The sequence below is a fragment of the Lamprocystis purpurea DSM 4197 genome (genome assembly GCF_000379525.1).
Taxonomy (GTDB): domain Bacteria; phylum Pseudomonadota; class Gammaproteobacteria; order Chromatiales; family Chromatiaceae; genus Thiodictyon; species Thiodictyon purpureum.
This window is the reverse complement of record NZ_KB902475.1, coordinates 42,682-64,388: the sequence shown is the minus strand read 5'-3', so window position 1 is coordinate 64,388 and position 21,707 is coordinate 42,682. Positions and strand designations below refer to the sequence as shown.

Genomic DNA, 21,707 nt, shown 5'->3' with positions numbered 1-21,707 from the left:
CGGATACGCCCGTTTGAGCGCAATTCGCCACCAGTGTCCGTTCCTCACCCCATCCTACGGTTCGGCGACCTGCGGCGTTGCCTGTGCGTGAAGCTGCAGCCCCAAGGCCTTGGTCACTTTGAGTACGGTGGCGAAGCTGGGATTGCCGTCCGCACTGAGCGCGCGATAGAGACTCTCGCGGCTCAGACCGGCGTCCTTGGCAACCTGTGTCATGCCCTTGGCGCGTGCGATAGCGCCAAGCGCGCGTGCGATACCGGCAGGATCATCGGGCGCTTCCTCCAGCCAGGCGTCCAGGTAGGCGGCCATCTCTTCGGGTGTGCGCAAATGCTCGGCAACGTCGTATGGAGTGAAGTCGGCCTTTCGAGCAGACGAGCGTTCTGTTGTTGGCATCAGTCTTACTCGTTGAAATCGCGGTTCAGTTGAATCGCCTTGGCGATATCGGATTGCTGCGTTGACTTGTCGCCGCCGGCAAGCAGGAGCAGCAGCGTTTCTCCTCGCCACGCGTAGTAGACCCGGTATCCGGGACCAAAATCGACTTTGAGCTCGGAGACTCCGTCCGTCTGGATATCGATGCGTGCACCATGGATGAGGCGCTGGTGCGGCGGCGGTAGCAGCGGCCATTTCGCGGTGCTCTGATCCTGAGAACAGATGTTTTCTTCATCTGTGCACATCTGTGACATCTGTGGATAAATCTGAGTAGCTGCGGACGGTCCGCACAGCGGACCCTAAGGTAACACCGTGACCTGTAGGGTCCGCTGTGCGGACCGACGACCGTGCAGATCGCGCGGTGTCCAGGTTCATGACCACGACCAACACGAACACAACCGTTGTCGTTTTGCCGTGAAAGTCGCGTAGCGATCCTGAAGGAGCGACGGGGATGTCGGGTCAGGGCGCGGGTTAACCGTCTGTTTCCGTTTGCCAGGGCAGTTCCACGCGCGCCAAACTCGACGGGACTGTGCTTCTTGAGGTTAAACTGCGGCCCCGTCGGATCAGGATCACCAACCGCATGACTCACAGCATCGAGATCTTCCTCGCGGCCCACCAGGCCATCGCAGCGGGCGTTGACATGATTCCGCGGAGCGCGAACGACAAGGAGTATTTTCCACAGGATTGGTTTGCCGACCGGGTTGGTTCGCTCGATTTGCCCATGTACCCCCAAGGTCGCAACAGTTACCCCGATTTTTGGGTCGGCGACGCGACCCAGCCGCCTTCCGAAGGCTACGAAATCAAGTCGCTCGCCTTCAGCAACGGCAAGCCGCCACGGAAAGACTACGACTCCAACAGCACGATCCCCTCAGGGCGGAAGAGCAATCGCGATATTTTCCTGGTTTTCTTCCTCTACACTGGTGGCGGCGCGAACCCCCGACCGGTGCACTCAATTTGCATCGCCCACGGCGACCTCATAAACGCCGACTATGATGTCGCCGCGGCCCATGTGAACGAGGGGATCAAGGGCTTCGGTTCCTATGGTGACGGATTCATCCGCGACCGCAAGATGTACCGATTCCCTCAGCCGTTCACTCTGCATCCGGCAGGAATCGGCCGCTGCCGGCTTATCCTCCCAACCGATTGGGCTCCGTCAGACGCTCGCCTGATTCAGGTGGGGACCTTGGAACGTACGTTTTTCGCAACATCCCTGGAGAGCTATGCGATCTATCTGGACGGCAAGACCAAGCCGACCACGCGTGGCAACCCGCGCCCTGACGCCGGACAGATCCGGCATTTCCAGGTCTTTGAGCACGCTTGAGTGTTCGGGACCATCCTCAGAACAAAGACGCTTGGACCGGTAATCCCGTTGCCGCTAACCCGACGGTGCGCGGCCGGTCGTCCTGTCCCGCGAAGAGCCCTTGCGAGATCGCCGCGCACTGGTTCAGCAACCCCTCGAAGGCCGCCAGGACCTCGCTCGGCCGGCGGCCGGCGCACAGTTCCACCAGCGCCTGGCTGTACACGATGATTCGGACATCGTTCAGCGACAGCCGCCGTCCGGTGCCGTTGAAGCGCCGCACCTTGGTCTCCGCCGCGGTCAAGGCCGCGTCCATCGCGGCCGCAATCGCGATCACGGGCCGCCGGTCCGCGGCGGCCTTGCGACAGACCATCAGCACGTCCAGGTCGATGGGTGACTTGGCCGCCAGCTTGGGCATGGCGACGGACATTTCCGCTTTGACCGGCTGGATCTGGACGAGCTTGAAACCCGCGTCCAACACCGCGGCGGCGACCGAGGTCCAGCCGTCTTCACGCGAATGGTGGTAGGAGAACACCAGCAGACCATCGTCTTTCAGCACCCGATGACATTCGGTGAAGACACCCTGCAGCTTCCCGGCGAAACGCGACGACTCGGTGTCCTGGACTTCGCCCGGATGGCGCGTGGTCTCGGCCGATCCCTGCGCGTCCTCAGCAAACCACAGCCGCTGCCAGACGTGAAAGAAGTCCGCCAGCTCCGAGTAGTGCACGTTGTCGTAGAAAGGCGGGTCGGTGACGACCGCGTCGACGCTCCGGGCCGGAATATCAGTCGTGGATGAATCACCGCAGGAGAGATAGACGGCCCCCGGTGCCAGCCCGGCCCGCGGCCAGGCGTTCAGCACCTGCGCACCCATGGGGCGGCTCTTGCCGAACACTTTGCGGCCAGCCTTCTTTCCGCCCGTATCGTCCAGAGCGAGTTCGAAGGGCGCGGCCTTGTAGTCCACCGCCCGCAACAGCCGCGACTGGAACAGATTCAGGAACGAGCCCGAGGATTTGCTCGTTCCCCAAAGATTGGCCTCGATGGGGGTGCGCTCGGGTTTCAGGACATGGTGCGAGAACATATGCCGCACCGCCCCGGTACCCTCGCCCTTGTAGCTGGCGAACAGGTTGTTGAACTCCAGCACCCCAGACAACAGCACGAAAAGCGCGTCACGCTCCGCACCCGCCGGCAGGTCGCCGATGGCGCGCGACAGAAGCCCGATTCCGAGTAACTGGCGGTCGTTGAAGAACTGGTCCCAACGGGTATAGCCGTAATTCAGGACCTGGCGGGTGTTGTAGCCGGGCTGAATCGCCACCCGCGGGCAAGGCAGATCCAGGTCCCGCAGTCGAGTGCCCGCAGCCGCATAAGCCGCCGCGTCCGCCGGGGTTGCCCGTAGATACGCTTTGGAGCCGTCAGTGCGCAGGACCAACTTGGCGTAAAGCCGATGGCGGGGCGGTTCACCGCGCGCCCGGGCCGTCGTGGCGATGGCGAAGCGGGTCCCGCAGCCGCCGCAGTCCGCATGGGCGCCGATGGCTGGACCCGCGTGAAGATCGAATCCTTGCCGACAGGTCGGGCAGATCGCCCGCGTCTTGGTGAAGTCCGACGCGAAGATCTCCCCGCACTGCGGGCAGACCAACTGAACCTTGGGGTATTTCTTCACATACGCATGTTTGGCAAAGACCCGCGACGAGAACAGGTCCACCGCCAACCCGCAGTCCGGGCAGTCGAGTTGTTTGACCCAAAACCAATAGAGGACATCGCAGGGCTCCCCGGCGCCGTCAAGGCTGGTGTGCAGGGCACGTAGCTCCGGGGCTGCCGTCGCTTCGAGTTGAGCAAACAACGCCAGCAACCGGGTGCGGTCGATGGGTGCCAGGGCCGTGCGTACCGCGCGCCAGGCGACCGGGTTGATATCGCGGCCGATCACGGTACAACCCAGCTTGTGCGCCTCGCCCACCGTGGTTCCGCTGCCCATGAAGGGGTCGAAGATCACCGGTCCCGGCAGCTTCACCGCGCTGGCGTAGAGGTCCATCACCGCCGTCCCCTTGGGTGTGGCGCAGCCCAGGATCACCGCCCGGAACACGCTGCCGAGGCGTTGCGCCCACCACTTGTGCGTGTGGTAGACCGGCCGCCAAACCTCCTTACGCCAACTCTCCACCTCCGCGATTTCGCTCAGGTGCTCGAAGGGAAAGCCGTCTTCGATGGACCGCTCGGTCGGGCCGCCTAACACCGGACCACCATACGACTCGCCGGGCTCCGCAACCATCATGCCCGCGAGGTCATTGAGCGCCGCCGCGACTTGATGCGGGTCCCTTTCCACCAGGCGCTGCAGCGACGGCGGAACCCGCCCGGCGACCAGCAGCAGCTCATCCAGGGGGACGCTCAGAACATCCGCCAGCCGTCCAAGCAGGGCGTCCGAGGCCGGCGCGCTGCCCGCTTCAACGCGTGACAGATGGGCTGGGTCGACGCCGCAGCCTGCGGCAGTTGCGCGCAAGGACAGGCCAAGCTGCGCGCGGCGGGACTTCAGAAACGCATGGAGTTGCATGGGACCAGAATAGGACGCGTTGACCTATCAGTCAACACCGAACAACGCTGCGCTGACCTTCAGGTGTCAGCATCATTCCGGCCTCCGTCCGGTGCACCGGCGACTTTGGCCGCCATACCCACCGCCATCGGGCAATCGGCCTCGACTGTTGTTACGCGGCGCCATCGGCCGCAAGGGCGCGGTGGTGACCGCCGCAACCTTCGGCGCCGATCCGGCGGCGGGCGCTGGTTACGGGCGGGTCATCCTCACCTCATGCCTTGGTCGTTGAATCCTGTACTCTGGTTCCTACGCTCCAGCGCTCCAGCGTGGGAGCGAGAAAACAGACCTTCGTGTAGGGGCGGGTTTGAAACCCGCCCCTACGTCTGGTGATTACCCCCACAGCCACGCCGCCCCGCGCACCCCGCTGGAGTCGCCATGAACCGGCGGCAGGATGCGCGTGGCGATGCCGTCGCAAAACAGGTGCGAGCGGATCAGCGCGGGGAGGTCTTCATACAGGTGGGGGAGGTTGGAGAGGCCGCCGCCGAGGACGATGACCTCGGGGTCGATGATGTTGATCACGCCGGCGAGTCCGCGGGCGAGTCGTTCGGCGTGGCGGGCGAGGCTCTGCAGCGCGCCCGGCTCACCGCGCGCGGCGGCGGCCTGGATCTCCGGCGGGCTCAGGGCGCGGCCGGTCTGGGCGGCATGGTCGGCGGCGAGTCCGGGTCCGGAGACGAAGGTCTCGATACACCCGCATTTGCCGCAGTAGCACGGCGGTCCGGGGAGTTCGTCCGGCTGAGGCCAGGGCAGGGGATTGTGACCCCATTCCCCGGCGATGGCGTTGGGACCGGTGAGCAGTCGGCCGCCGATCACCAGGCCGCCGCCGGTCCCGGTGCCGATGATGACCCCAAAGACGCTGTGCGCCCCGCGGCCGGCCCCGTCGGTGGCCTCGGAGAGGGTAAAGCAGTCCGCGTCGTTGGCGATGCGCACCGGTCGCCCCAGGCGCTCGGCGAGGTCCCGATCCAGCGCCTGGCCGTTGAGCCAGACCGAGTTCGCGTTGCGCATCCGTCCGGTGAACGGCGAGATGGCGCCGGGGGTGCCGATCCCGATGCTGCCTTGCCGGCCGGTCTCGGACTCGCAGGCGGTGATCAAGCCCACGCAGGCGTCCAGGGTGGCACGATAGTCGCCGCGTGGGGCCGGGATGCGCAGTCGCGCCAGGATCGCGCCGCCCTGGTCCAGGGCGATCACTTCGATCTTGGTACCGCCGAGGTCAACACCGATGCGCATGGTCGCGATCATTGTTTTTTAACAGGCGCCGATTTGCGGCTCGCTGACTTGCGCCCAGGTGCAGTCGCCGCATGACCGGAGGGGTTGGTGAAGCGGTCATTGAGCTTCTGGATATAGGCATCACAATTCTGGAGCACCTGTTCCACCCGCCGCTGCGCCGCGCTGTCCCACCCGATGGGGCGTGTGCTCAGGAGTGTTCGCGACCAGACCGTGTTGCGCTCGAAGGCACCAACCAGATCGCCGCGCACACTGGACGCCGCCGCACGGGTGCGCACCCGGTTGATCAGCCGCCCGGCAGTCACGCGGCGGATGCTGAAATGGGCGGCGGCTGCCAGGCCGAGCAGGGCGCCGATCAGCGCCTTGGTGCCCCAGGACACCTGATGCAGGAGGTCGAGCCACGGCGGGCTGTAGGTGAGCCCGGCCTGCCAGTGGCCGGCGCTCACACTCCAGATGAGAAACAGGACACCGAGGGTGCCGAACAAGATCGTATCGGCGGTCAGCACCTGCTTACGCCAGCGGGTCAGCGCCTCCTGGAGAATCGGCGCCGCGGACTCGCCAAGGTCGGTCGCGGTCTTGTCCAGGGCGCCGATGATGCGGTAGGCACGCTCCACCTCGACCGCCTGCATGCGTCCGTGGATCTCGCCCAAATCGGCATCGCGCTTGGTCTCGTAGCGCCGCCGCCGGGCCTCGTCATCGATCGGGCTGGCCGCATCCGGGCAATAGATGGTATAGAAGCGGCCGGCGGACAGACCCTCCTCGCCGAGTGCGCGCTGCCAGGCCGCGACCACGTCCTCGGGGTTGTCCTCACGGGCGGTGATGTCGAGTTGGTTGAGGATGAACAGGAATTTACCCGAGTCGGCACGCTTGATGGTATTCGCCACCAGGTGCTGCAGGGTGTCGCGCATGGCGCCCGGTTCCGGGTGACGGGCGTCGAAGAAGACCAGCACCAGGTCCGACAGGTCGATGATGTGATCGACGATGCGCAGCGTGGCGGTGCGCTGCTTGTCGGCGTCGAAGCCGGGGGAGTCGATCAGGATCCGGCCGCGTAACCGCTCGCTCGGGCAGGCGCGCAGTTGCAGGTAGGCATCGATGCGCTCCCCCTCGCCGGCCGCCACCTCATTGATGCTGGAGGAGATGCGGTAGAGCGGAAAGCGTGGGTCGGCGTCCAGGGCGACGCCGGGCAGAGCGTGGGGCGTCGCGGCGCTGCTGTAGCAGATGACCGTGAAGCGATCGTCTACCGCCTGATTGCCGGTGCGCTGGATTTTGTGCCCGAGAAAGTGATTGATGAATGTCGATTTGCCCGACGAGAAGGTCCCGAGCACCGAGATCAGCGGCCACCAGGGGATCTGGGTCGCATAGGATTCGTTGCGCGCCAAGAGCCCCATGCCCTGGGCGACCGTGTCGAGTTCGCGAAAGCTTTGCACCGCGTTGAGGAGCACCGGGTTCTCTTGCTCCAAGTGTCGCTCCAGGTTTTTCAGACGCTGGGAGACGACCTCTTCTGTCGGCATGACGGCTATCCTCTTAAGGGGTAACAGGGTCGGGCGCGGTCGTGCGGTCCGGGGCTCGGCCCTGGGGTCCGTGGGAGACGGCGCCGCGATGGCTGGTGTTGAACGGGGCTGTGGATGACGATCCAAACCGCCCGAAGTTGACGACGGATGGTATACCGATCGGTCGCGACGCGGTAGTCTCGCATCCGAGCGGGCGCCGCCGGGGTCCATGGGTGAACCGCGCCCCTGCGGAGTTGGACTCAAGTGACGAGCCAACAACGGGATTTTTGCTGACCTGGGGTGCCGGCGCGGCGTCCGCGCGGGCCTTGCAGGCCTCATTTAGCCCGCTGTTTTCGCTGATGTTCTCGCCAGGTTGCTTGAATCCTTGCGGGGCGCGCGTGCATACTGCGCCCCGACGCGCGGCAGATTCACGATAACAACAGCGGGAAACGCGAACGTGTTTGCAGAACCTGAACCAATACCCTTGGTATGCCTTTCGATGGGAAACATGACTAGAAGTAGCGTCGGAGCCTGTTTGCTCGCCCTCGCGGTCGCCGGGACCGCCGTGGCCCAAGGGCCAGGCGACCTGGGTGAGTCCATCGTGGTGCAGCAGGCCCAGGGGGCACCCACCGTTTCGGTTGGCGGCACCGTCATCCCTTACAAAGAGGTCACGCTGGCGGCTCAACTGCCGGGGCGGGTCACCTTCCTGGCCGGGATCGAGGGCGATAAGTTCAAGGAGGCGGCCCTCCTGGTCGCGATCGACGATGCCGAACTGCTCGCCAAGCGGCGCGCCATGGTCGCGCAGATGGCGAGCGCCGACGCACAACTGCGCAATGCCGGAGTGCAGTACAACCGGGAGATTTTCTCACCCCGCGCCAGCGCGGCCCCCGGCGGTATGGGCATCCCGAACCTGTTCGATCAGATGTTCACCCGCCCGATGGAGAGCATTGTCGGTGATCGGGAGCGCGGCGCCGAGCGCGGGGCCGACCTGTTCGCCTCCGGCATCCAGATCCAGGAGGCCCAGAACGCCATGCTGCGCCTGCAGGCCGAACTGCAGGCACTGGATACCAAGATTCGGGATGCCCGCAGTATCGCTCCCTTCGCCGGCGTCATCGTCAAGAAGTTCGTCGAGGTGGGCGACACGGTTCAGCCGGGTCAGCCCTTACTCAACTACGCGGATGTCGAATATCTCCAGGTGGAGGTCGATGTCCCGGCGCGCCTGCGTCCGGGACTGCGTGAGGGGATGATGGTCAAGGCTGAACTGGATCTCGACAATCGCCGGGTACCGGTGCGGGTCGCCCAGATCTTTCCGATGGCCGATGCCCAGCGCCACACGGTCAAGGTCAAGTTTGACCTGCCGCAGGGGGTGTCCGAACCCGGCATGTACACCAGGGTGCTGATTCCCGATGTCAATGCCCCGGCGCGCACCAACCCCGCGATTCCCTCCACCGCGATCCGCTATAACGGCAGCCTGCCCGGTGTCTACGTCCTGGCGGAAGGCGGTGAGCCCCAACTGCGCCTGATCCGCATCGGCGAGGAACTGGGCAACGGCTTCGTTACGGTACTGAGCGGGCTTGCGGCGGGTGATCGGATTCTCGCCAATCCGGGCCCGCGGGTGACCGCCGGCTGGGCCAAGGAGGCCGCGCCAAACCGCTGACCTCATCCAGCGAAACGCCGATCCGCATGGAGATCGGCCGTAACTGACTTGAAACCTGCCGTTGCCGGCACCGCGTCGGCGCGCATTGCCTGGAAGTACTATGAGCGAAGACGCCACCGCTGCCTCGCAACGCAAGGAGCCGCCGTTCACCGAAGAGAACCTGGGGATCGCCGGGCGCTCGGCCCGCTTCTTTATCCGGTCCCCGCTCTCGCCGCTGTTTTACGTGGCGATGTTGCTCATGGGGCTCCTCGGGCTGATCCTGACGCCCCGTCAGGAGGATCCGCAGATCTCCGTGCCCATGATCGACATCATGGTGCAGTATCCAGGGGCCTCGTCGCAGCAGGTGGCCAACCTGGCTATGCAGCCCCTGGAACGGATCATGAGTGAGATCCCCGGGGTCAAACACGTCTACTCCGCCTCGCAGCGCGGCCAGGGGCTGGTCACCGTGGAGTTCGACGTGGGCCAGCCGATGGGTCCCTCGTTGGTGAAGGTGAACGACAAGATCGCCTCCAACATGGACAAGATCCCCCCCGGGGTCCTGCCGCCGCTGGTCAAGAGCAAAGGCATCGACGACGTGCCGATCGTCACCCTGACGCTGTGGTCGAAGGATCTGGATCGGGATGGCGTGCCCGACGTGGATGACGGCCAATTGCGGCTGCTCGCCCAGGACGTGCTGCAGGCCATCGGTCAGGTGAAGGATACGGGGCCTGGGCTGATCGTCGGCGGCCGCCGCGAGCAGGTCACCGTGGATGTTTCCCCGGAGCGGCTTTCCGGCTACCAGATCAGTCTGGACCAGGTCGCCCAGACCTTGAAGACAGCCAACGCCGAAGCCAGCGCGGGCGGCGTGGAGTCCAGCGGTTCGCGCTTTACGGTAACCACCGGCTCGTTCCTCACGGGGGTCGACGACATCAACCGCCTGGTCGTCGGGACCCACAACGAGGTTCCGGTCTATATCCGCGACGTGGCACGCGTGGCCATGGGCCCGGAGGATGCCACCGAGTTGGTGGCCTACTACACCGGTCCCGCCTCGGCCAATCAGGACGCGGCACAGGGCCGTCCCGCCGTGACCATCGCGGTCGCCAAGAAAGAACTCACCAACGGCGTGAGCGTCGCCAACGCCATCATGGAGCGGGTCGAGGAACTCAAGGGCAGCCGTATCCCGAACAATGTCGAGGTCAGTGTCACCCGCAACTACGGCCAGACGGCGGATCAGAAGGTCACCGAGCTGATCCTCAAGCTGATCAAGGCGACCTTCTTCGTATTCGTGCTGGTGCTGCTCGCCTTCCGCGCCTTGCGCCCCGCCATCGTGGTCATGCTGATCATCCCGGTGGTGCTCTTCATGACCGTCTTCGTGGCCTGGATCTGGGGGATCACGATCGATCGGGTCAGCCTGTTCGCGCTGATTTTCTCCATCGGCATCCTGGTGGATGACGCCATCGTCGTGGTCGAGAACATCTATCGGCGCTGGCTCGAGGAGGGCCGCACCGATGACGAGACCGCGGTGGACGCGGTGCGCGAGGTCGGCAATCCGACCATTCTCGCGACCTTCACCGTCATCGCCGCGCTGCTGCCCATGGGCTTCGTGAGCGGCATGATGGGTCCCTATATGGCCCCGATTCCCAAGCTGGGGTCGGTGGCCATGTTCATTTCACTCTTCGCGGCCTTCGTCTTCACGCCCTATCTCGCCATCTCCAAGTGGCTGCGGCCGTCGATGGCCTATCTGGCGGCGGCGGAGAAGCGCGAGCACAAGAACGCCGAATATACGGAGCGCTTTTTCCGCGCCGTGCTGACGCCCCTGATCGAGAGTCGGCGTAAACGCCGCATCTTCCGCCTGGTCCTGTGGGGCACCTTCCTGTTCACCTGCTCCTTCTTCTATTTCAACTGGGTGGCGGTGAAGATGATGCCGCTCGACAACAAGCCGGAGTTCTCGGTGGTCGTCGATATGCCGGAAGGCACGGCCTTGCCGGTGACGGCGAACCTGACGCACCGGTTGGCGGAGCAATTGCGCACCATCCCCGAGGTCACCGCGGTCCAGGTCTACGCCGGGACCGCGCGCCCCTTCGACTTCAACGGCATGGTGCGTCATTACTATCTGCGGTCCGAGCCCTGGCAGGCGGAGCTCCAGGTTCAACTCACCGACAAGCACGATCGTGACCGGACCAGTCACGAGATCGCGGTGACTGCCCGTGAGATGCTGAACAAGCTGGCAAAGGGCACCGGGGCCACGCTCGCGGTGGTGGAGATGCCGCCGGGACCGCCCGTGTTGCAGTCCGTCGTGGCGGAGATTCACGGCCCCTCACCCGAGTTGCGGCGGGCCTTTGCGCGCGATGTGACCGGGTTCTTCGAACAAGCCGAGAGCGCCCGTGACGTGGACAACTATCTGCGCGGGGCCTTCGACTACTGGCGTTTCGACGTGGACACCGAGAAGGCGGTACGCCGCGGAATTTCAGTGGACACGATCAACCGGAACCTGGCGATGGCCTTGGGCGGTGCACCGGTCGGCGACATCAAGCAGGCGCAGGGCCAGCAGAGCGGCCATGAGCCGATTCAGATCGTCATGCAGGTGCCGCTGGCCGAGCGCTCGCAGGTCGAGCGACTGGGCGATCTGCCGATCCAGTCGAGCCAAGGCTATACGATCTCCTTGCGGGAGTTGGGTCAGTTCCGCCGGGCCCAGGAGGAGGACATCATTTACCACAAGGATCTGCGTGGTGTGGAGTTCGTGGTCGCGGACGTCGGCGGGCAACTGGCGGCGCCGGTCTACGCCATGTTCCAAGTTCAGGATCTGATGGCCGCGGTCGACTACACGGCGCCGGACGGCACCAAGCCGGCCGCCGGCGGTGGGTTCGGGGACGCCTTCTACTGGCTCGGCCCTCCGCCCAACAGCGACCGCTTGTCCTTGGAGTGGGCCGGCGAGTGGACCGTCACCTTCGAGACCTTCCGCGACATGGGGGCGGCCTTCATGGTCGCCCTGGTGCTGATCTATATTCTGGTGGTCTGGGAGTTCGGCAATTTCCGGATTCCGCTGGTGATCATGGCGCCGATTCCGCTCACCCTGCTGGGGATCATCCCGGCCCATTTCGTCATGTTCGAATTGGGACTCGGAGGTGAATTCACCGCAACCTCGATGATCGGCTGGATCGCGCTCGCCGGCATCATCGTGCGCAACTCGATTTTGCTGGTGGACTTCTCCATCCACGAGATCCAGCGCGGCATCCCGGTCGCCGAGGCGGTGATCCGTGCCTGCAAGATCCGGACGCGGCCGATCCTGATTACCGCACTGGCCCTGGTCGCCGGTTCCAGCGTGATCATCACCGATCCGATTTTCCAGGGCATGGCGATCTCGCTGCTGGCCGGTACCGTCGTCTCCACCGTTTTGACCCTGATCGTCATCCCCCTGGGGTGTGTGGCCGCGAGTCGTGACATGTGCGAAGTCGCCGCCGCCTCGGCCACCCACCTCCCGGCGGCCGGACTGCCGTGCCAGAGCGAGACGGCGCAGTCGTCGACCGTCCGCACCGAGGGTCGGTCGGGTGGCGGCTTGGTCGGTGTCCTGGCCAAGGTGTGGGAGGTGTTGACACTGGTCTTCTACGGTCTGCGCGGCATCCTGTTGCTGGTCATCGACCTGGTGAAGAACGCCTTCAAGCCGAAGCCGCCGCCGCGTCCCCGGCCGCCGCGTCAGCCGGCGCCCCAGCCTGCGGGTGGCGGTACGGGCGGCAGCGCGGCCCTGGTACCGGGTGCGGTCCCGGCGGCTGCACCGGCGCCATCCACGCCTGCGGCGATCACTCAGGCGGGGTCGGTCGACGGGTCCGCGCCGCCGCCGGTGCGCTCGGCCTTGGTGATGACCGCCGCGGCCACGCCGACACAACCGCCGGAACCAACCGCGCCCGCGGCGGCACCCCAGGTGACGCCCACACCGCCACCGAAGCCGGTGTCCGGGGCCGCGCCCAAGGCGGCGGGCAGCAAGAAAGCAACGGTGAAGCCGGCCCCAGCCAAGGCGACCCCGGCCAAGACGGCCCCAGCCAAGACCGCCCCGTCGAAGACCGATAATCAGACGCCGCAATCGGTTCAAAAAAAATCGCCGCGACGCGGCATCCGACTGAAGATCGATGACGATCTCGATGGGGAAGGGCATTGACCCGCGGCGGATCGCGAGAACATCCGTGAGGTTCGACCGCAGGGCCGACCGGCTTGGCCCCGCGTGGCAGGCTTCAATGGCGCGCACCGGTGCAAGCGTCAGGCCGCCAACCTGGATCCGGGCCTGGCCGCTCATGATCGCCGGGTTGGCGATCCAATTGGGTGCCGCCGCGGGGAATCCCTGGGGCCTCGGGGATGACGATCCCCGACTGGGCGCGGCGGCGGGAACGGGTGATGTGTCTTATCCTGGTGCGGTGGTTCGGCAGGCCCCGGATTCCGAGTGGACAGACGATCGGTCGGGCACCTGGGACGCTGACGGGTCGTCCATCGACGATGGCCGTCGATATGGTGCGCGGCCACCTGACCAGGCGCCGGCCCGGTTCCGCGATGCGTCGTCCGCCGCGGAATGGGGTTGGGGGGAGCGTCGGCAGCAGGCGGACGACCATGATCCCGGATTGGGGTTTCGTTCGGACTCGTTTCGTTCGGAACCTGGGGACGGGCGCGCCGACGCCGGGCGCCGGGCGGGTCCGGACGATGCGGCGGACGCGCCGGGCGCCGCGGCCGAGGCCGAGGCCGAGGCCGGTTATCGATTCCGCGGGGATCCGCCGAACGCGGGCGGCGGCTGGCGGACCCAGGCCCCTGACGGCCGTTATCAGTTCCGCCCGTTGTCGGAGCAGGAACGGGGGCGCCAGGAGCAGTCTCAGGGTTGGCGTCCGGCTCCCACGGGTCGGGGGCAAGGCCGCTCGCCCGGTCCGGCGCCGGCGGATACGACTCCGGGGTTGGAGCCTCCCTGGCAGTCCCGTTAGGCGCTTGGCGTAACACAACTTATCAGCACACGATAACGCGCAGGAGTCGAGGCATCATGAGATTACACAGACGGATGATTGCGGCGGCATTGCTGGCTGCCGTGGCCACCGGGTCGGCTTGGGCCGACACCGCAGGCGTCCAGTTCTCGGCGGACATGGTACGCCGGGGTCCGGACGGTCAGGTCACCTCGGGCAAGATGTTCGTAGGTGATGGCCGGACCCGGATGGAGATGACTCAGCAGGGTCGTGAAGTCGTGCGGATCAGCGATCAGCAGCGCGGTATGGAATGGATGCTGTTTCCGGCCGACAAGAATTATCTGGAGCGGGGCGCGCCTCCCGCCGGCGCCGACGCCGCGAAGCCGGCGCCCGCGGTGATGCCCAGCGCGGAGACCGATCCCTGTGCCGGCGTGCCGGGTCTGACCTGTCGTCGGATCGGCATCGAGGATGTCAACGGTCGGGCCGCGGTGAAGTGGGAGATGTCCGCGACCGATCAAGGTCAGACGCTGACCGGCGCCCAGTGGCTGGACGTGGAACGCGGCCTGCCGCTGAAGCATCTGATGCCGAATGGCCAGATCGTTGAGCTGAAGCTGATCGGAATCGAGAAAATCGACGGACGGTCGGCGGAGAAATGGGAGATGACCACCACGGCGCCCAAGCAACAGCCGCTGGCGACCTTCCAATGGTACGACCCGGAACTGAAGCTCGCGGTGCGGGAAGAGTTCCCCGGCGGCTATGTGAGTGAGTTGAAAAATATTCGAGTGGGTCCGCAGCCGGATGACCTGTTCGCGGTTCCGGCGGGTTTCGTGCGCAAAGCCGCGCCGGCGCCTGGTCCGACACCCCAGCCGGGCGGTTAATGAGGTTCCACCCATCGTCGAACGCGGAAGCGGAGTAGCAGGCGCAGTATGATCACGCTGGTCGGCAGTTTGAAAGGGGGCTCTGGTAAGAGCACGGTGACCTTCAATCTCGGGGTCTGGCTGGCCATGGCGAATGTCAAGGTGCAACTGGTGGACATTGATCCCCAGGCGACCCTGACCGACGTGACCGATGTGCGCCAGGAGGAGCGTTTCGATCCGCCGCTACGGGTGGGCGATCGGCAACTGTTGAGCCGCGAGCAGTTGCGCGGCGCGGACGAGACCCTGATCGACGTCGGCACCGCCGACATGGAGAGTCTGCGGCTCGCCCTGTCGCTATGCGATCGGGTCATTGTCCCGGTGCAGCCGTCTCAGGCGGACATCTGGTCTGTACAGCGCTTCGTGCATCTGGTGTCTTCGGTGGAACGGGCGCAGCCGCCCGAGGTGTTGGGCTTCATCAACCGCGGGGACACCCACCACGCGGTGCGTGAGACCAACGAGGCCGCCGCCGCGCTGGTGTCCCTGCCCGGCATCCGTTTCATCAAGCCGCGCCTGTCCCAGCGGACGGTCTTCAGGCGGTCGTTCAGCGAGGGGCTCGCGGTCTTCGAGCTCGAGTCGAAGGGGAAAGCGGCGCGGGAATTTCTGGCGCTGGCAGCCGTCCTCTATGCGAATCTGGTGAGCTGATATAGCCTTCTCACCTGATATCCAGACAGACCCTTGGTGGGGCGGGTTTGAAACCCGCCCCGACATCAGGTTATCACGTTCGACGGCGATAGCATCCGCGCGCGGCGCCGCCTCCGGGATGGGCGCGCGTGGCAAGAACGGTCGGCGGGATGCCGGGGAGCGGCCAACGCGGCGGCCTTGTCCAGCGGCCGTTTTCTGTTAAGCTCCAAGAGTAAATCTCCACGAGTGAATCCGATCAATCAAGAGAGCTTTTGGTCATCCAAACATGGCGGCAACTGAGCAACCCCAGAGCGCGTCCACCCCACCAGTCCAGCGAGAAAACGGACCCGCTGCCGGAGCGGGCGTGGGTGGTCCGGAGTCCGATATCACCGATGCGCAGACGAATGCCTTTGCCATCGACCGGCTTTCCCAAGCCTTTGAGACCAGCGCCAAGCGTTGGGAACTGATCGTCTATCCGAGTCTGTTCGCCTTCATCATCCTGGCGGCCTACGGGTTCTATCTGGTGTTCAGTCTCGCCAAAGACGTTCACTATCTGGCGATCAGCGTGGACTCCAACATGACCGTGCTCGCCAGCAACATGCAGTCGATTTCGGACAACATGGGACAGATCAGCGCCAATGTGCGCAGCATGTCGGTGGGGGTCGACTCGATGGCGCGGGACGTGAGCACCCTGGAACCGATGCTCACCAGCATGCAGAACCTCGATCGGGCGGTGCAGCACATGACGTTCAATACGTCCACCATGCGTGACGATATGTCGACCATGAACCGCAGCATCAGTCGGCCCATGCAGTTCATGAACGGATTCCTGCCCTGGTAGGTCGCGGTGGGTCGGCAACCCCGACTGCCGCCGGCGGGCGGCGGCCGATCGACATCTTACCCGAACAGCACCCATGACCGGCGCGCAACCCAAAGCCGTCCGCCTGATCGTCGCCATTTCCTCGCGCGCCCTCTTTGACCTGAGCGAGTCGCATCGGGTGTTCGAGACCGAAGGGGTAGACGCCTACCGCGCCTATCAGGTCGCGCACGAGAACGACATTCTGGAGCCCGGGGTCGCCTTCCCGCTGGTGCGCAAACTCATCAGCCTCAATACGGCACTTGGCGAGCGCGGACGGGTCGAGGTGATCCTGCTCTCGCGTAACAGTTCCGATACCGGGCTGCGGGTGCTGACTTCCGCTCATCGCCACGGTCTCGATATCACCCGTGCCGCCTTTACCGGCGGAGCCAGTCCCTATCGCTACGTCGCGGCCTTCGGCGCGCATCTGTTCCTGTCCGCCGACCCCAACGACGTGCGTTTGGCGCTCAGCGCCGGGTGCGCCGCGGCGACCGTCCGGTCGGCCGCGTCGACCGCCGCGGCCGTGGGTGACCCGCAGGTGCGGATCGCCTTCGACGGGGATGCCGTGCTGTTCTCGGACGATGCCGAGCGGCTGTATCGGGAGGAGGGGCTCGCGGTATTCAACGCCAGCGAGACGGCGTCCGCTTACGAGCCGCTGCCGGGCGGTCCCTTCAAGGGGTTCCTGGTCGCGATCCATCAACTGCAGAATCTCTTTCCCGCTGAGGCCGCGCCCTTGCGCACGGCGCTGGTGACCGCCCGCGGAGCCCCTTCCCACGAGCGGGTGGTGCGCACCCTGCGCGCTTGGGATATCCGTATCGACGAGGCACTGTTCCTCGGCGGGCTTGCCAAGTCCAGCTTCCTCGAAGCCTTCGACGCCGACATCTTTTTCGATGATCAGGAGATCCACTGCGACGAGGCCAGGCGCCATGTCGCGACCGGTCATGTGCCGCACGGGGTCGCCAATGAGGCGGCGAAGTAGCCGCCGGCCGCCGGTGGATGCGCTGCGCTGATCCACCCGACGAAACCGGCTCCGCTGTAGGGTGGATAAGGCGCGCCGCTCGGTGTCAGGGACCCGGCACAGCGCTCGCGCGCGCCGCATCCACCAGGGGTCGCATGCTGCCGCCCACATTTGGAATTGCTGTGCCGCAATTGGGGATTCGGATATCGGGTCCGCAGTCCTTATATAACCGTCGGACGTGATAACCGGACGTAGGGGCGGGTTTCAAACCCGCCCCTACACGAAGGTCTGTCTGGATATCAGGTGCGAACGCTATACTGTCGGGCTGGGCCAGTCGCGACTTTCGGGAATCGCTGTACCTGTCTCACACCCCCTGTCTCACACGAGGAGTACCCATGCATAACGGCACGACGATCACTCAGTTCATCATCGAAGAGCAGCGGCGCATCGCCGGGGCCACCGGTGATTTCACCTCTCTGCTCAATGACATCGTCACGGCCTGCAAGGTCATCAGCAACTATGTCAACCACGGTGCCCTGGTCGGGGTGCTGGGCAGCGCGGGCAGCGAGAATGTGCAGGGTGAGACCCAGAAGAAGATGGACGTCCTCTCCAACGAGGTCTTCATCAAGTCCAACGAGTGGGCCGGACACCTGGCGGCCATGGCGTCCGAGGAGATGGATGAGATCTACCCCATCCCGGCCGGCAAGCCGCGCGGCAAGTACCTGCTGACCTTCGATCCGCTGGATGGCTCATCCAACATCGACGTCAATGTCTCGGTCGGCACCATCTTCTCGATCCTGCGCTGTTCCGGCGGCTGCCAGGAGCCGACCGAGCGCGACTTCCTTCAGGCCGGTGCCCAGCAGGTGGCGGCCGGCTATGCGCTTTACGGCCCCTCGACCATGATGGTGCTGACCACCGGCAACGGCGTCAACGGCTTCACCCTGGATCAGAACATCGGGGAGTTCATCCTCACCCATCCCAAGATGCAGATCCCGGTGGATACCCGCGAGTTCGCGATCAACATGTCGAACATGCGTTTCTGGGAGCCGCCGGTGCGCCGCTATGTGCAGGAGTGCCTGGACGGCAAGGAAGGTCCCCGCGGCGACGACTTCAACATGCGCTGGATCGCCTCCATGGTGGCCGAGGTGCATCGCATCCTGACCCGCGGCGGCGTCTTTATGTATCCGATGGATTCCAAGATGACGGCCAAGGCGGCGGGCGGGAAACTGCGCCTGCTCTACGAGGCCAACCCGATGTCTTTCATCGTCGAGCAGGCCGGCGGCGGCTCCATCACCGGAACCCAGCGGATCATGGAGTTGCAGCCCGAGAACCTGCACCAGCGGGTGCCGGTGATCCTGGGCTCGCGTAACGAAGTGGAGCGCATTCTTGCCTATCACCGCGAGGGGTAATAGGGCCTTGATCGTAATCCCGGCTAACGGCATGCGTAGTCAGGGCTTCCAGCCCTGACGGTGTCAGGCCAGGATGGCCTGACTACGCAACGGCGAGCCAAAGCGGCCGGAATCTTGACGAGGCTGGTAATAGGTATCCGGCACACGCGAGACACCCTGTGGGAGCGGCCTGCGGCCGCGATGCGGCGTCGCGGTAACCGCGAGGCCCTGTCGCGGCCGGAGGCTCGCTCCCACGCCACGAGTATGACCCGGCGTTGCCCGCCCACGCCATGCCCATCATCGCCATCATCATCCCCATCTTCACGCTCATCCTGCTGGGATGGGCGATCCGCCGCCACGGCGGTCTTTCCGAGGGCTTCCGGCGAGACCTGGAGCGGCTGATCTATTTCATCTTCTTTCCTGCCCTGCTGTTTCATTCACTGGCGCACGCACGCCTCGATCTGTTGGCGGCCTGGCCGATGGTGCTGGTGGGGGTGCTCTTTACCCTGACCGGCATGGGCCTCGGCCGGCTCAGCAAGAACCTCTTTCATGACCCGCTGCCGGTCTATGCCGCGGCCTTTCAGTGCTCTTTCCGCTTCAACAGTTTCGTCGGTCTGGCGGTGGCCGAGGCGCTGCTCGGCCAGGCCGGGATCGCCGCCCTCGGGTTGCTCATGGGCGTCCTGGTCCCCATGGCCAATCTGGCCGCGGTCGCCGTGTTGGCCCGTCACGGTGAGGGACGCTGGCTACGCGAACTGATCGGCAACCCGCTCATCCTTGCCACGGCTGCCGGCCTCGCGTTCAGCCTGACGGGTCTGGAAGTCCCTGAACTGGCCGGTACCACCCTGGAGCTGTTGTCGAGAGCAGCACTCCCCTTGGGTCTGATCGCCGTGGGCGCGGGTCTGCGCCTGGACGCTTTAGACCACGCCCGTGGTCACCTGTGGTACGGGGTGGCGGTCAAGCTATTGATCCTGCCGGCTGTCGCCTGGGGCCTGTCACTGGCTTTCGGTCTGACCGGCATTTGGTTTCAGACCGCGATCCTCCTGGCCGCGCTGCCGGTCTCCACGGTGGCCTATGTTCTGGCCAATCGCATGGGTGGGGACGGACGGATCATCGCCGCCCAGGTGGCAGTCACTACGCTGCTGTCGATGATCACCTTGCCGCTGTGGCTCAGTCTGAGCCGATAGGCGGCATCAACCGGGAGAACCCCCCAGTGACCGGGTTTCCAGGCTATGATTATGGCACGACGGGATGACCCTAAGGCAATGGCGAGAGCATCATCATGGACCCCGAGAGACGATTACTGCCCAAAACGCCGACCGGGATCGCCGGGCTGGACGAAATCACCGGCGGCGGGCTGCCCAGCGGGCGGCCGACCCTGGTCTGCGGCAGCGCGGGCTGTGGCAAAACACTGCTTGCCATGGAGTTCCTGGTGCGGGGGGCGACCCAATACAATGAACCGGGCGTCTTCATGGCATTCGAGGAAACCGTTCCGGAGTTGACGGCGAACGTCGCATCGCTCGGTTTCGACCTGGAGACATTGATCGCGCAACGCCGGTTGGCCCTGGATTTCGTGTTCATCGAGCGCAGCGAGATCGAGGAGACCGGGGAGTTCGACCTCGAAGGGTTGTTTGTCCGGCTCGGTTATGCCATTGACCGGATCGGTGCCAAGCGGGTGGTGCTCGATACGATTGAAACGCTCTTTGCCGGGTTGCCCAGTCCGATGATCCTGCGCGCGGAGCTGCGCCGTCTCTTTCGGTTGCTGAAAGACAAGGGGATGACCGCGATCATCACCGGCGAGCGCGGCGACGGCCTGTTGACTCGCCAGGGACTCGAGGAGTACGTCTCCGACTGCGTCATCGTGCTCGACCAGCGTGTGACCGACCTGATCTCGACCCGGCGATTGCGCGTAGTCAAGTACCGCGGTTCTGCCCACGGCACCAACGAATATCCCTTTCTCATCGATGAGGACGGCATTTCGGTGCTGCCCATCACCTCGCTGGGCTTGCAGCATCCTGTTTCGGAGGAACGGGTCTCGAGCGGTATCGCCCGGCTCGACGCCATGCTGGGCGGTGCGGGTTATTATTGCGGCAGCAGCGTCCTGGTCTCAGGGACCGCGGGGACCGGCAAGAGTAGCCTCGCCGGCCATTTTGCCGAGGCCGCCTGTCGCCGGGGCGAGCGCGTTCTCTATTTTGCCTTTGAGGAGTCGGCCAGCCAGATCATGCGCAATCTCGGTTCAGTGGGGATCGCTCTGCAGCCATGGGTGGAGCAAGGTCTGCTCCAGTTTCGGGCGGCCCGCCCGACCTTTGCCGGGCTGGAACTGCACTTGACGCTCATGCACAAAGCGATTGAACAATTCAAACCGCGCATCGTCATCGTCGATCCATTGAACAGCTTCATCAGCGCGGGCAATGAGGCCGAGGTCAAGGCCATGCTGATGCGGCTGATGGATTTCCTGAAGCTCAGTCAGATCACCGGATTCTTTACCAATTTGACCGCGGGCGGCAGCGCCGCCGATCATACCGACGCCGCCATTTCATCGCTGATCGACACCTGGCTGCTGCTGTTGGCCGTCGAATCGGGCGGCGAACGCAATCGTGTGCTGAGCATCCTCAAATCGCGCGGCATGGCGCACTCGAATCAGACGCGCGAATTCCTGATTACATCCGATGGTGTGCAGTTGTGCGATGTCTATACCGGTTCGGGCGGCGTCTTGACCGGGTCGGCGCGTCTCGCGCAAGAGGCCGAAGAACGCGCGCAGCAGTTGGCGCTTCGCCAGGAGATCGAGCGCCAGGAACGTGCACTGGAGCGTAAGCGGGTCGTCCTCGACGGACAGATCACCGCCCTGCGCCTTGAGTTCGAGGCCCAGCAGGCCGAGACCCAAGCCTTGGTCGAACGCCAGAAGGCGCGGGAGGCGCAGTTGGCGCGGGAGCGGCTGGGTATGGCCTGGAGCCGCCAGGCAGACGCCCCGACCGGAACCGGAGAGCCATCATGACCACGGAACCCTCCGACTCAGGCGCCGAACCATCGGACGCGATACCGACTGGCACTCCGGCCGACCGTGACGCCCCCGACATCTGGACGCTGCGGCTCTATGTCGCCGGGCAGACGCCGAAATCCATCGCCGCCTTTGCCAACCTCACGCGCATCTGCGAGGAACACCTGGCCGGCTGCTACCAGATCGAGGTGGTCGACCTGCTGGAGCACCCGCAACTGGCGCGCGGCGATCAGATCCTGGCGATCCCGACGTTGGTGCGGCAACTCCCGCCGCCGGTGCGCAAGATCATCGGTGACCTGTCGAACACCGATCGAGTCTTGATTGGGCTGGATTTGCTACCGCGCACTTAGCCCGGTGCACCGCCCGCGCCTGTCAGTGTTTCAGGTCCAA

General features: G+C 65.0%; 17 protein-coding genes. 12 read left to right on the top strand and 5 right to left on the bottom strand.

Annotation, left to right across the window (positions count from 1 at the left end; all coding sequences use genetic code 11):
* Positions 1-54: 54 nt before the first annotated feature.
* Positions 55-390, bottom strand: coding sequence for an addiction module antidote protein (locus A39O_RS0110770; protein ID WP_026199312.1), 336 nt, complete (start codon positions 388-390; stop codon positions 55-57).
* 5 nt (positions 391-395) lie between these two features.
* Positions 396-671, bottom strand: a complete 276-nt coding sequence (locus A39O_RS43140) for a type II toxin-antitoxin system RelE/ParE family toxin (RefSeq protein ID WP_020504667.1) — start codon at positions 669-671, stop codon at positions 396-398.
* A gap of 335 nt (positions 672-1,006) precedes the next feature.
* Here A39O_RS43140 and A39O_RS0110760 point away from each other — a divergent pair, with 335 nt between their 5' ends.
* Positions 1,007-1,747 carry a hypothetical protein gene (locus A39O_RS0110760; protein WP_020504666.1) on the top strand — a complete coding sequence of 247 codons (741 nt, stop codon included), beginning with the start codon at positions 1,007-1,009 and terminating at the stop codon, positions 1,745-1,747.
* Positions 1,748-1,763: 16 nt separating this feature from the next.
* On the opposite strand, the gene A39O_RS0110755 is transcribed toward A39O_RS0110760, so the two are convergent.
* The 3 genes from A39O_RS0110755 to A39O_RS0110740 form a co-directional block, all read right to left on the bottom strand.
* Entirely contained in the window at positions 1,764-4,262 is a 2,499-nt protein-coding gene (locus A39O_RS0110755) for a DNA methyltransferase (RefSeq protein WP_020504665.1), read from the bottom strand.
* Positions 4,263-4,631: 369 nt separating this feature from the next.
* Positions 4,632-5,525 carry an ROK family protein gene (locus A39O_RS0110745; RefSeq protein WP_026199311.1) on the bottom strand — a complete coding sequence of 298 codons (894 nt, stop codon included), beginning with the start codon at positions 5,523-5,525 and terminating at the stop codon, positions 4,632-4,634.
* A gap of 8 nt (positions 5,526-5,533) precedes the next feature.
* Positions 5,534-7,033, bottom strand: coding sequence for a dynamin family protein (locus A39O_RS0110740; protein ID WP_020504662.1), 1,500 nt, complete (start codon positions 7,031-7,033; stop codon positions 5,534-5,536).
* A gap of 487 nt (positions 7,034-7,520) precedes the next feature.
* Between A39O_RS0110740 and A39O_RS0110735 the strand changes: the two genes are divergently transcribed.
* The 11 genes from A39O_RS0110735 (at position 7,521) to kaiB (ending at position 21,667) form a co-directional block, all read left to right on the top strand.
* Complete coding sequence (locus A39O_RS0110735; RefSeq protein WP_026199310.1) at positions 7,521-8,669, top strand: efflux RND transporter periplasmic adaptor subunit; 1,149 nt, start codon at positions 7,521-7,523, stop codon at positions 8,667-8,669.
* Positions 8,670-8,769: 100 nt separating this feature from the next.
* Entirely contained in the window at positions 8,770-12,801 is a 4,032-nt protein-coding gene (locus tag A39O_RS0110730; RefSeq protein WP_020504660.1) for an efflux RND transporter permease subunit, read from the top strand.
* Positions 12,802-12,826: 25 nt separating this feature from the next.
* Complete coding sequence (locus A39O_RS0110725) at positions 12,827-13,606, top strand: hypothetical protein (RefSeq protein WP_169338433.1); 780 nt, start codon at positions 12,827-12,829, stop codon at positions 13,604-13,606.
* A 56-nt stretch (positions 13,607-13,662) separates the two neighbouring features.
* Positions 13,663-14,460 (top strand): LolA-like protein, encoded by a 798-nt coding sequence (locus A39O_RS0110720; protein WP_040527686.1) that lies wholly within the window; start codon positions 13,663-13,665, stop codon positions 14,458-14,460.
* A gap of 48 nt (positions 14,461-14,508) precedes the next feature.
* Positions 14,509-15,141, top strand: coding sequence for a nucleotide-binding protein (locus A39O_RS0110715; RefSeq protein WP_020504657.1), 633 nt, complete (start codon positions 14,509-14,511; stop codon positions 15,139-15,141).
* Positions 15,142-15,406: 265 nt separating this feature from the next.
* Complete coding sequence (locus A39O_RS0110710; protein WP_026199308.1) at positions 15,407-15,961, top strand: hypothetical protein; 555 nt, start codon at positions 15,407-15,409, stop codon at positions 15,959-15,961.
* A 73-nt stretch (positions 15,962-16,034) separates the two neighbouring features.
* The gene (locus A39O_RS0110705) at positions 16,035-16,955 is read left to right on the top strand and encodes a 5'-nucleotidase (protein ID WP_020504655.1); all 921 of its coding nucleotides are present in this window, start codon (positions 16,035-16,037) and stop codon (positions 16,953-16,955) included.
* 374 nt (positions 16,956-17,329) lie between these two features.
* On the top strand, positions 17,330-18,343 hold the full coding sequence (locus tag A39O_RS0110700) for a class 1 fructose-bisphosphatase (RefSeq protein ID WP_020504654.1): 1,014 nt from the start codon (positions 17,330-17,332) through the stop codon (positions 18,341-18,343).
* A gap of 269 nt (positions 18,344-18,612) precedes the next feature.
* Positions 18,613-19,506: an AEC family transporter gene (locus A39O_RS0110695; protein ID WP_020504653.1), complete on the top strand. Its 894-nt coding sequence runs from the start codon at positions 18,613-18,615 to the stop codon at positions 19,504-19,506.
* A gap of 95 nt (positions 19,507-19,601) precedes the next feature.
* On the top strand, positions 19,602-21,314 hold the full coding sequence (gene kaiC, locus A39O_RS0110690; RefSeq protein WP_020504652.1) for a circadian clock protein KaiC: 1,713 nt from the start codon (positions 19,602-19,604) through the stop codon (positions 21,312-21,314).
* Positions 21,311-21,667 carry a circadian clock protein KaiB gene (kaiB, locus tag A39O_RS0110685; protein ID WP_020504651.1) on the top strand — a complete coding sequence of 119 codons (357 nt, stop codon included), beginning with the start codon at positions 21,311-21,313 and terminating at the stop codon, positions 21,665-21,667. Before kaiC ends, kaiB begins: the two co-directional genes overlap by 4 nt.
* The last annotated feature ends 40 nt before the right edge of the window (positions 21,668-21,707 follow it).

What these genes read in the sequence shown, in the direction of transcription:
- A39O_RS0110770 (WP_026199312.1), bottom strand. Translation starts at nt 390, where the DNA reads ATGCCAACAACAGAACGCTCGTCTGCTCGAAAGGCCGACTTCACTCCA.
- A39O_RS43140 (WP_020504667.1), bottom strand. Translation starts at nt 671, where the DNA reads ATGTGCACAGATGAAGAAAACATCTGTTCTCAGGATCAGAGCACCGCG.
- A39O_RS0110760 (WP_020504666.1), top strand. Translation starts at nt 1,007, where the DNA reads ATGACTCACAGCATCGAGATCTTCCTCGCGGCCCACCAGGCCATCGCA.
- A39O_RS0110755 (WP_020504665.1), bottom strand. Translation starts at nt 4,262, where the DNA reads ATGCAACTCCATGCGTTTCTGAAGTCCCGCCGCGCGCAGCTTGGCCTG.
- A39O_RS0110745 (WP_026199311.1), bottom strand. Translation starts at nt 5,525, where the DNA reads ATGCGCATCGGTGTTGACCTCGGCGGTACCAAGATCGAAGTGATCGCC.
- A39O_RS0110740 (WP_020504662.1), bottom strand. Translation starts at nt 7,033, where the DNA reads ATGCCGACAGAAGAGGTCGTCTCCCAGCGTCTGAAAAACCTGGAGCGA.
- A39O_RS0110735 (WP_026199310.1), top strand. Translation starts at nt 7,521, where the DNA reads ATGACTAGAAGTAGCGTCGGAGCCTGTTTGCTCGCCCTCGCGGTCGCC.
- A39O_RS0110730 (WP_020504660.1), top strand. Translation starts at nt 8,770, where the DNA reads ATGAGCGAAGACGCCACCGCTGCCTCGCAACGCAAGGAGCCGCCGTTC.
- A39O_RS0110720 (WP_040527686.1), top strand. Translation starts at nt 13,663, where the DNA reads ATGAGATTACACAGACGGATGATTGCGGCGGCATTGCTGGCTGCCGTG.
- A39O_RS0110715 (WP_020504657.1), top strand. Translation starts at nt 14,509, where the DNA reads ATGATCACGCTGGTCGGCAGTTTGAAAGGGGGCTCTGGTAAGAGCACG.
- A39O_RS0110710 (WP_026199308.1), top strand. Translation starts at nt 15,407, where the DNA reads ATGGCGGCAACTGAGCAACCCCAGAGCGCGTCCACCCCACCAGTCCAG.
- A39O_RS0110705 (WP_020504655.1), top strand. Translation starts at nt 16,035, where the DNA reads ATGACCGGCGCGCAACCCAAAGCCGTCCGCCTGATCGTCGCCATTTCC.
- A39O_RS0110700 (WP_020504654.1), top strand. Translation starts at nt 17,330, where the DNA reads ATGCATAACGGCACGACGATCACTCAGTTCATCATCGAAGAGCAGCGG.
- A39O_RS0110695 (WP_020504653.1), top strand. Translation starts at nt 18,613, where the DNA reads ATGCCCATCATCGCCATCATCATCCCCATCTTCACGCTCATCCTGCTG.
- kaiC (WP_020504652.1), top strand. Translation starts at nt 19,602, where the DNA reads ATGGACCCCGAGAGACGATTACTGCCCAAAACGCCGACCGGGATCGCC.
- kaiB (WP_020504651.1), top strand. Translation starts at nt 21,311, where the DNA reads ATGACCACGGAACCCTCCGACTCAGGCGCCGAACCATCGGACGCGATA.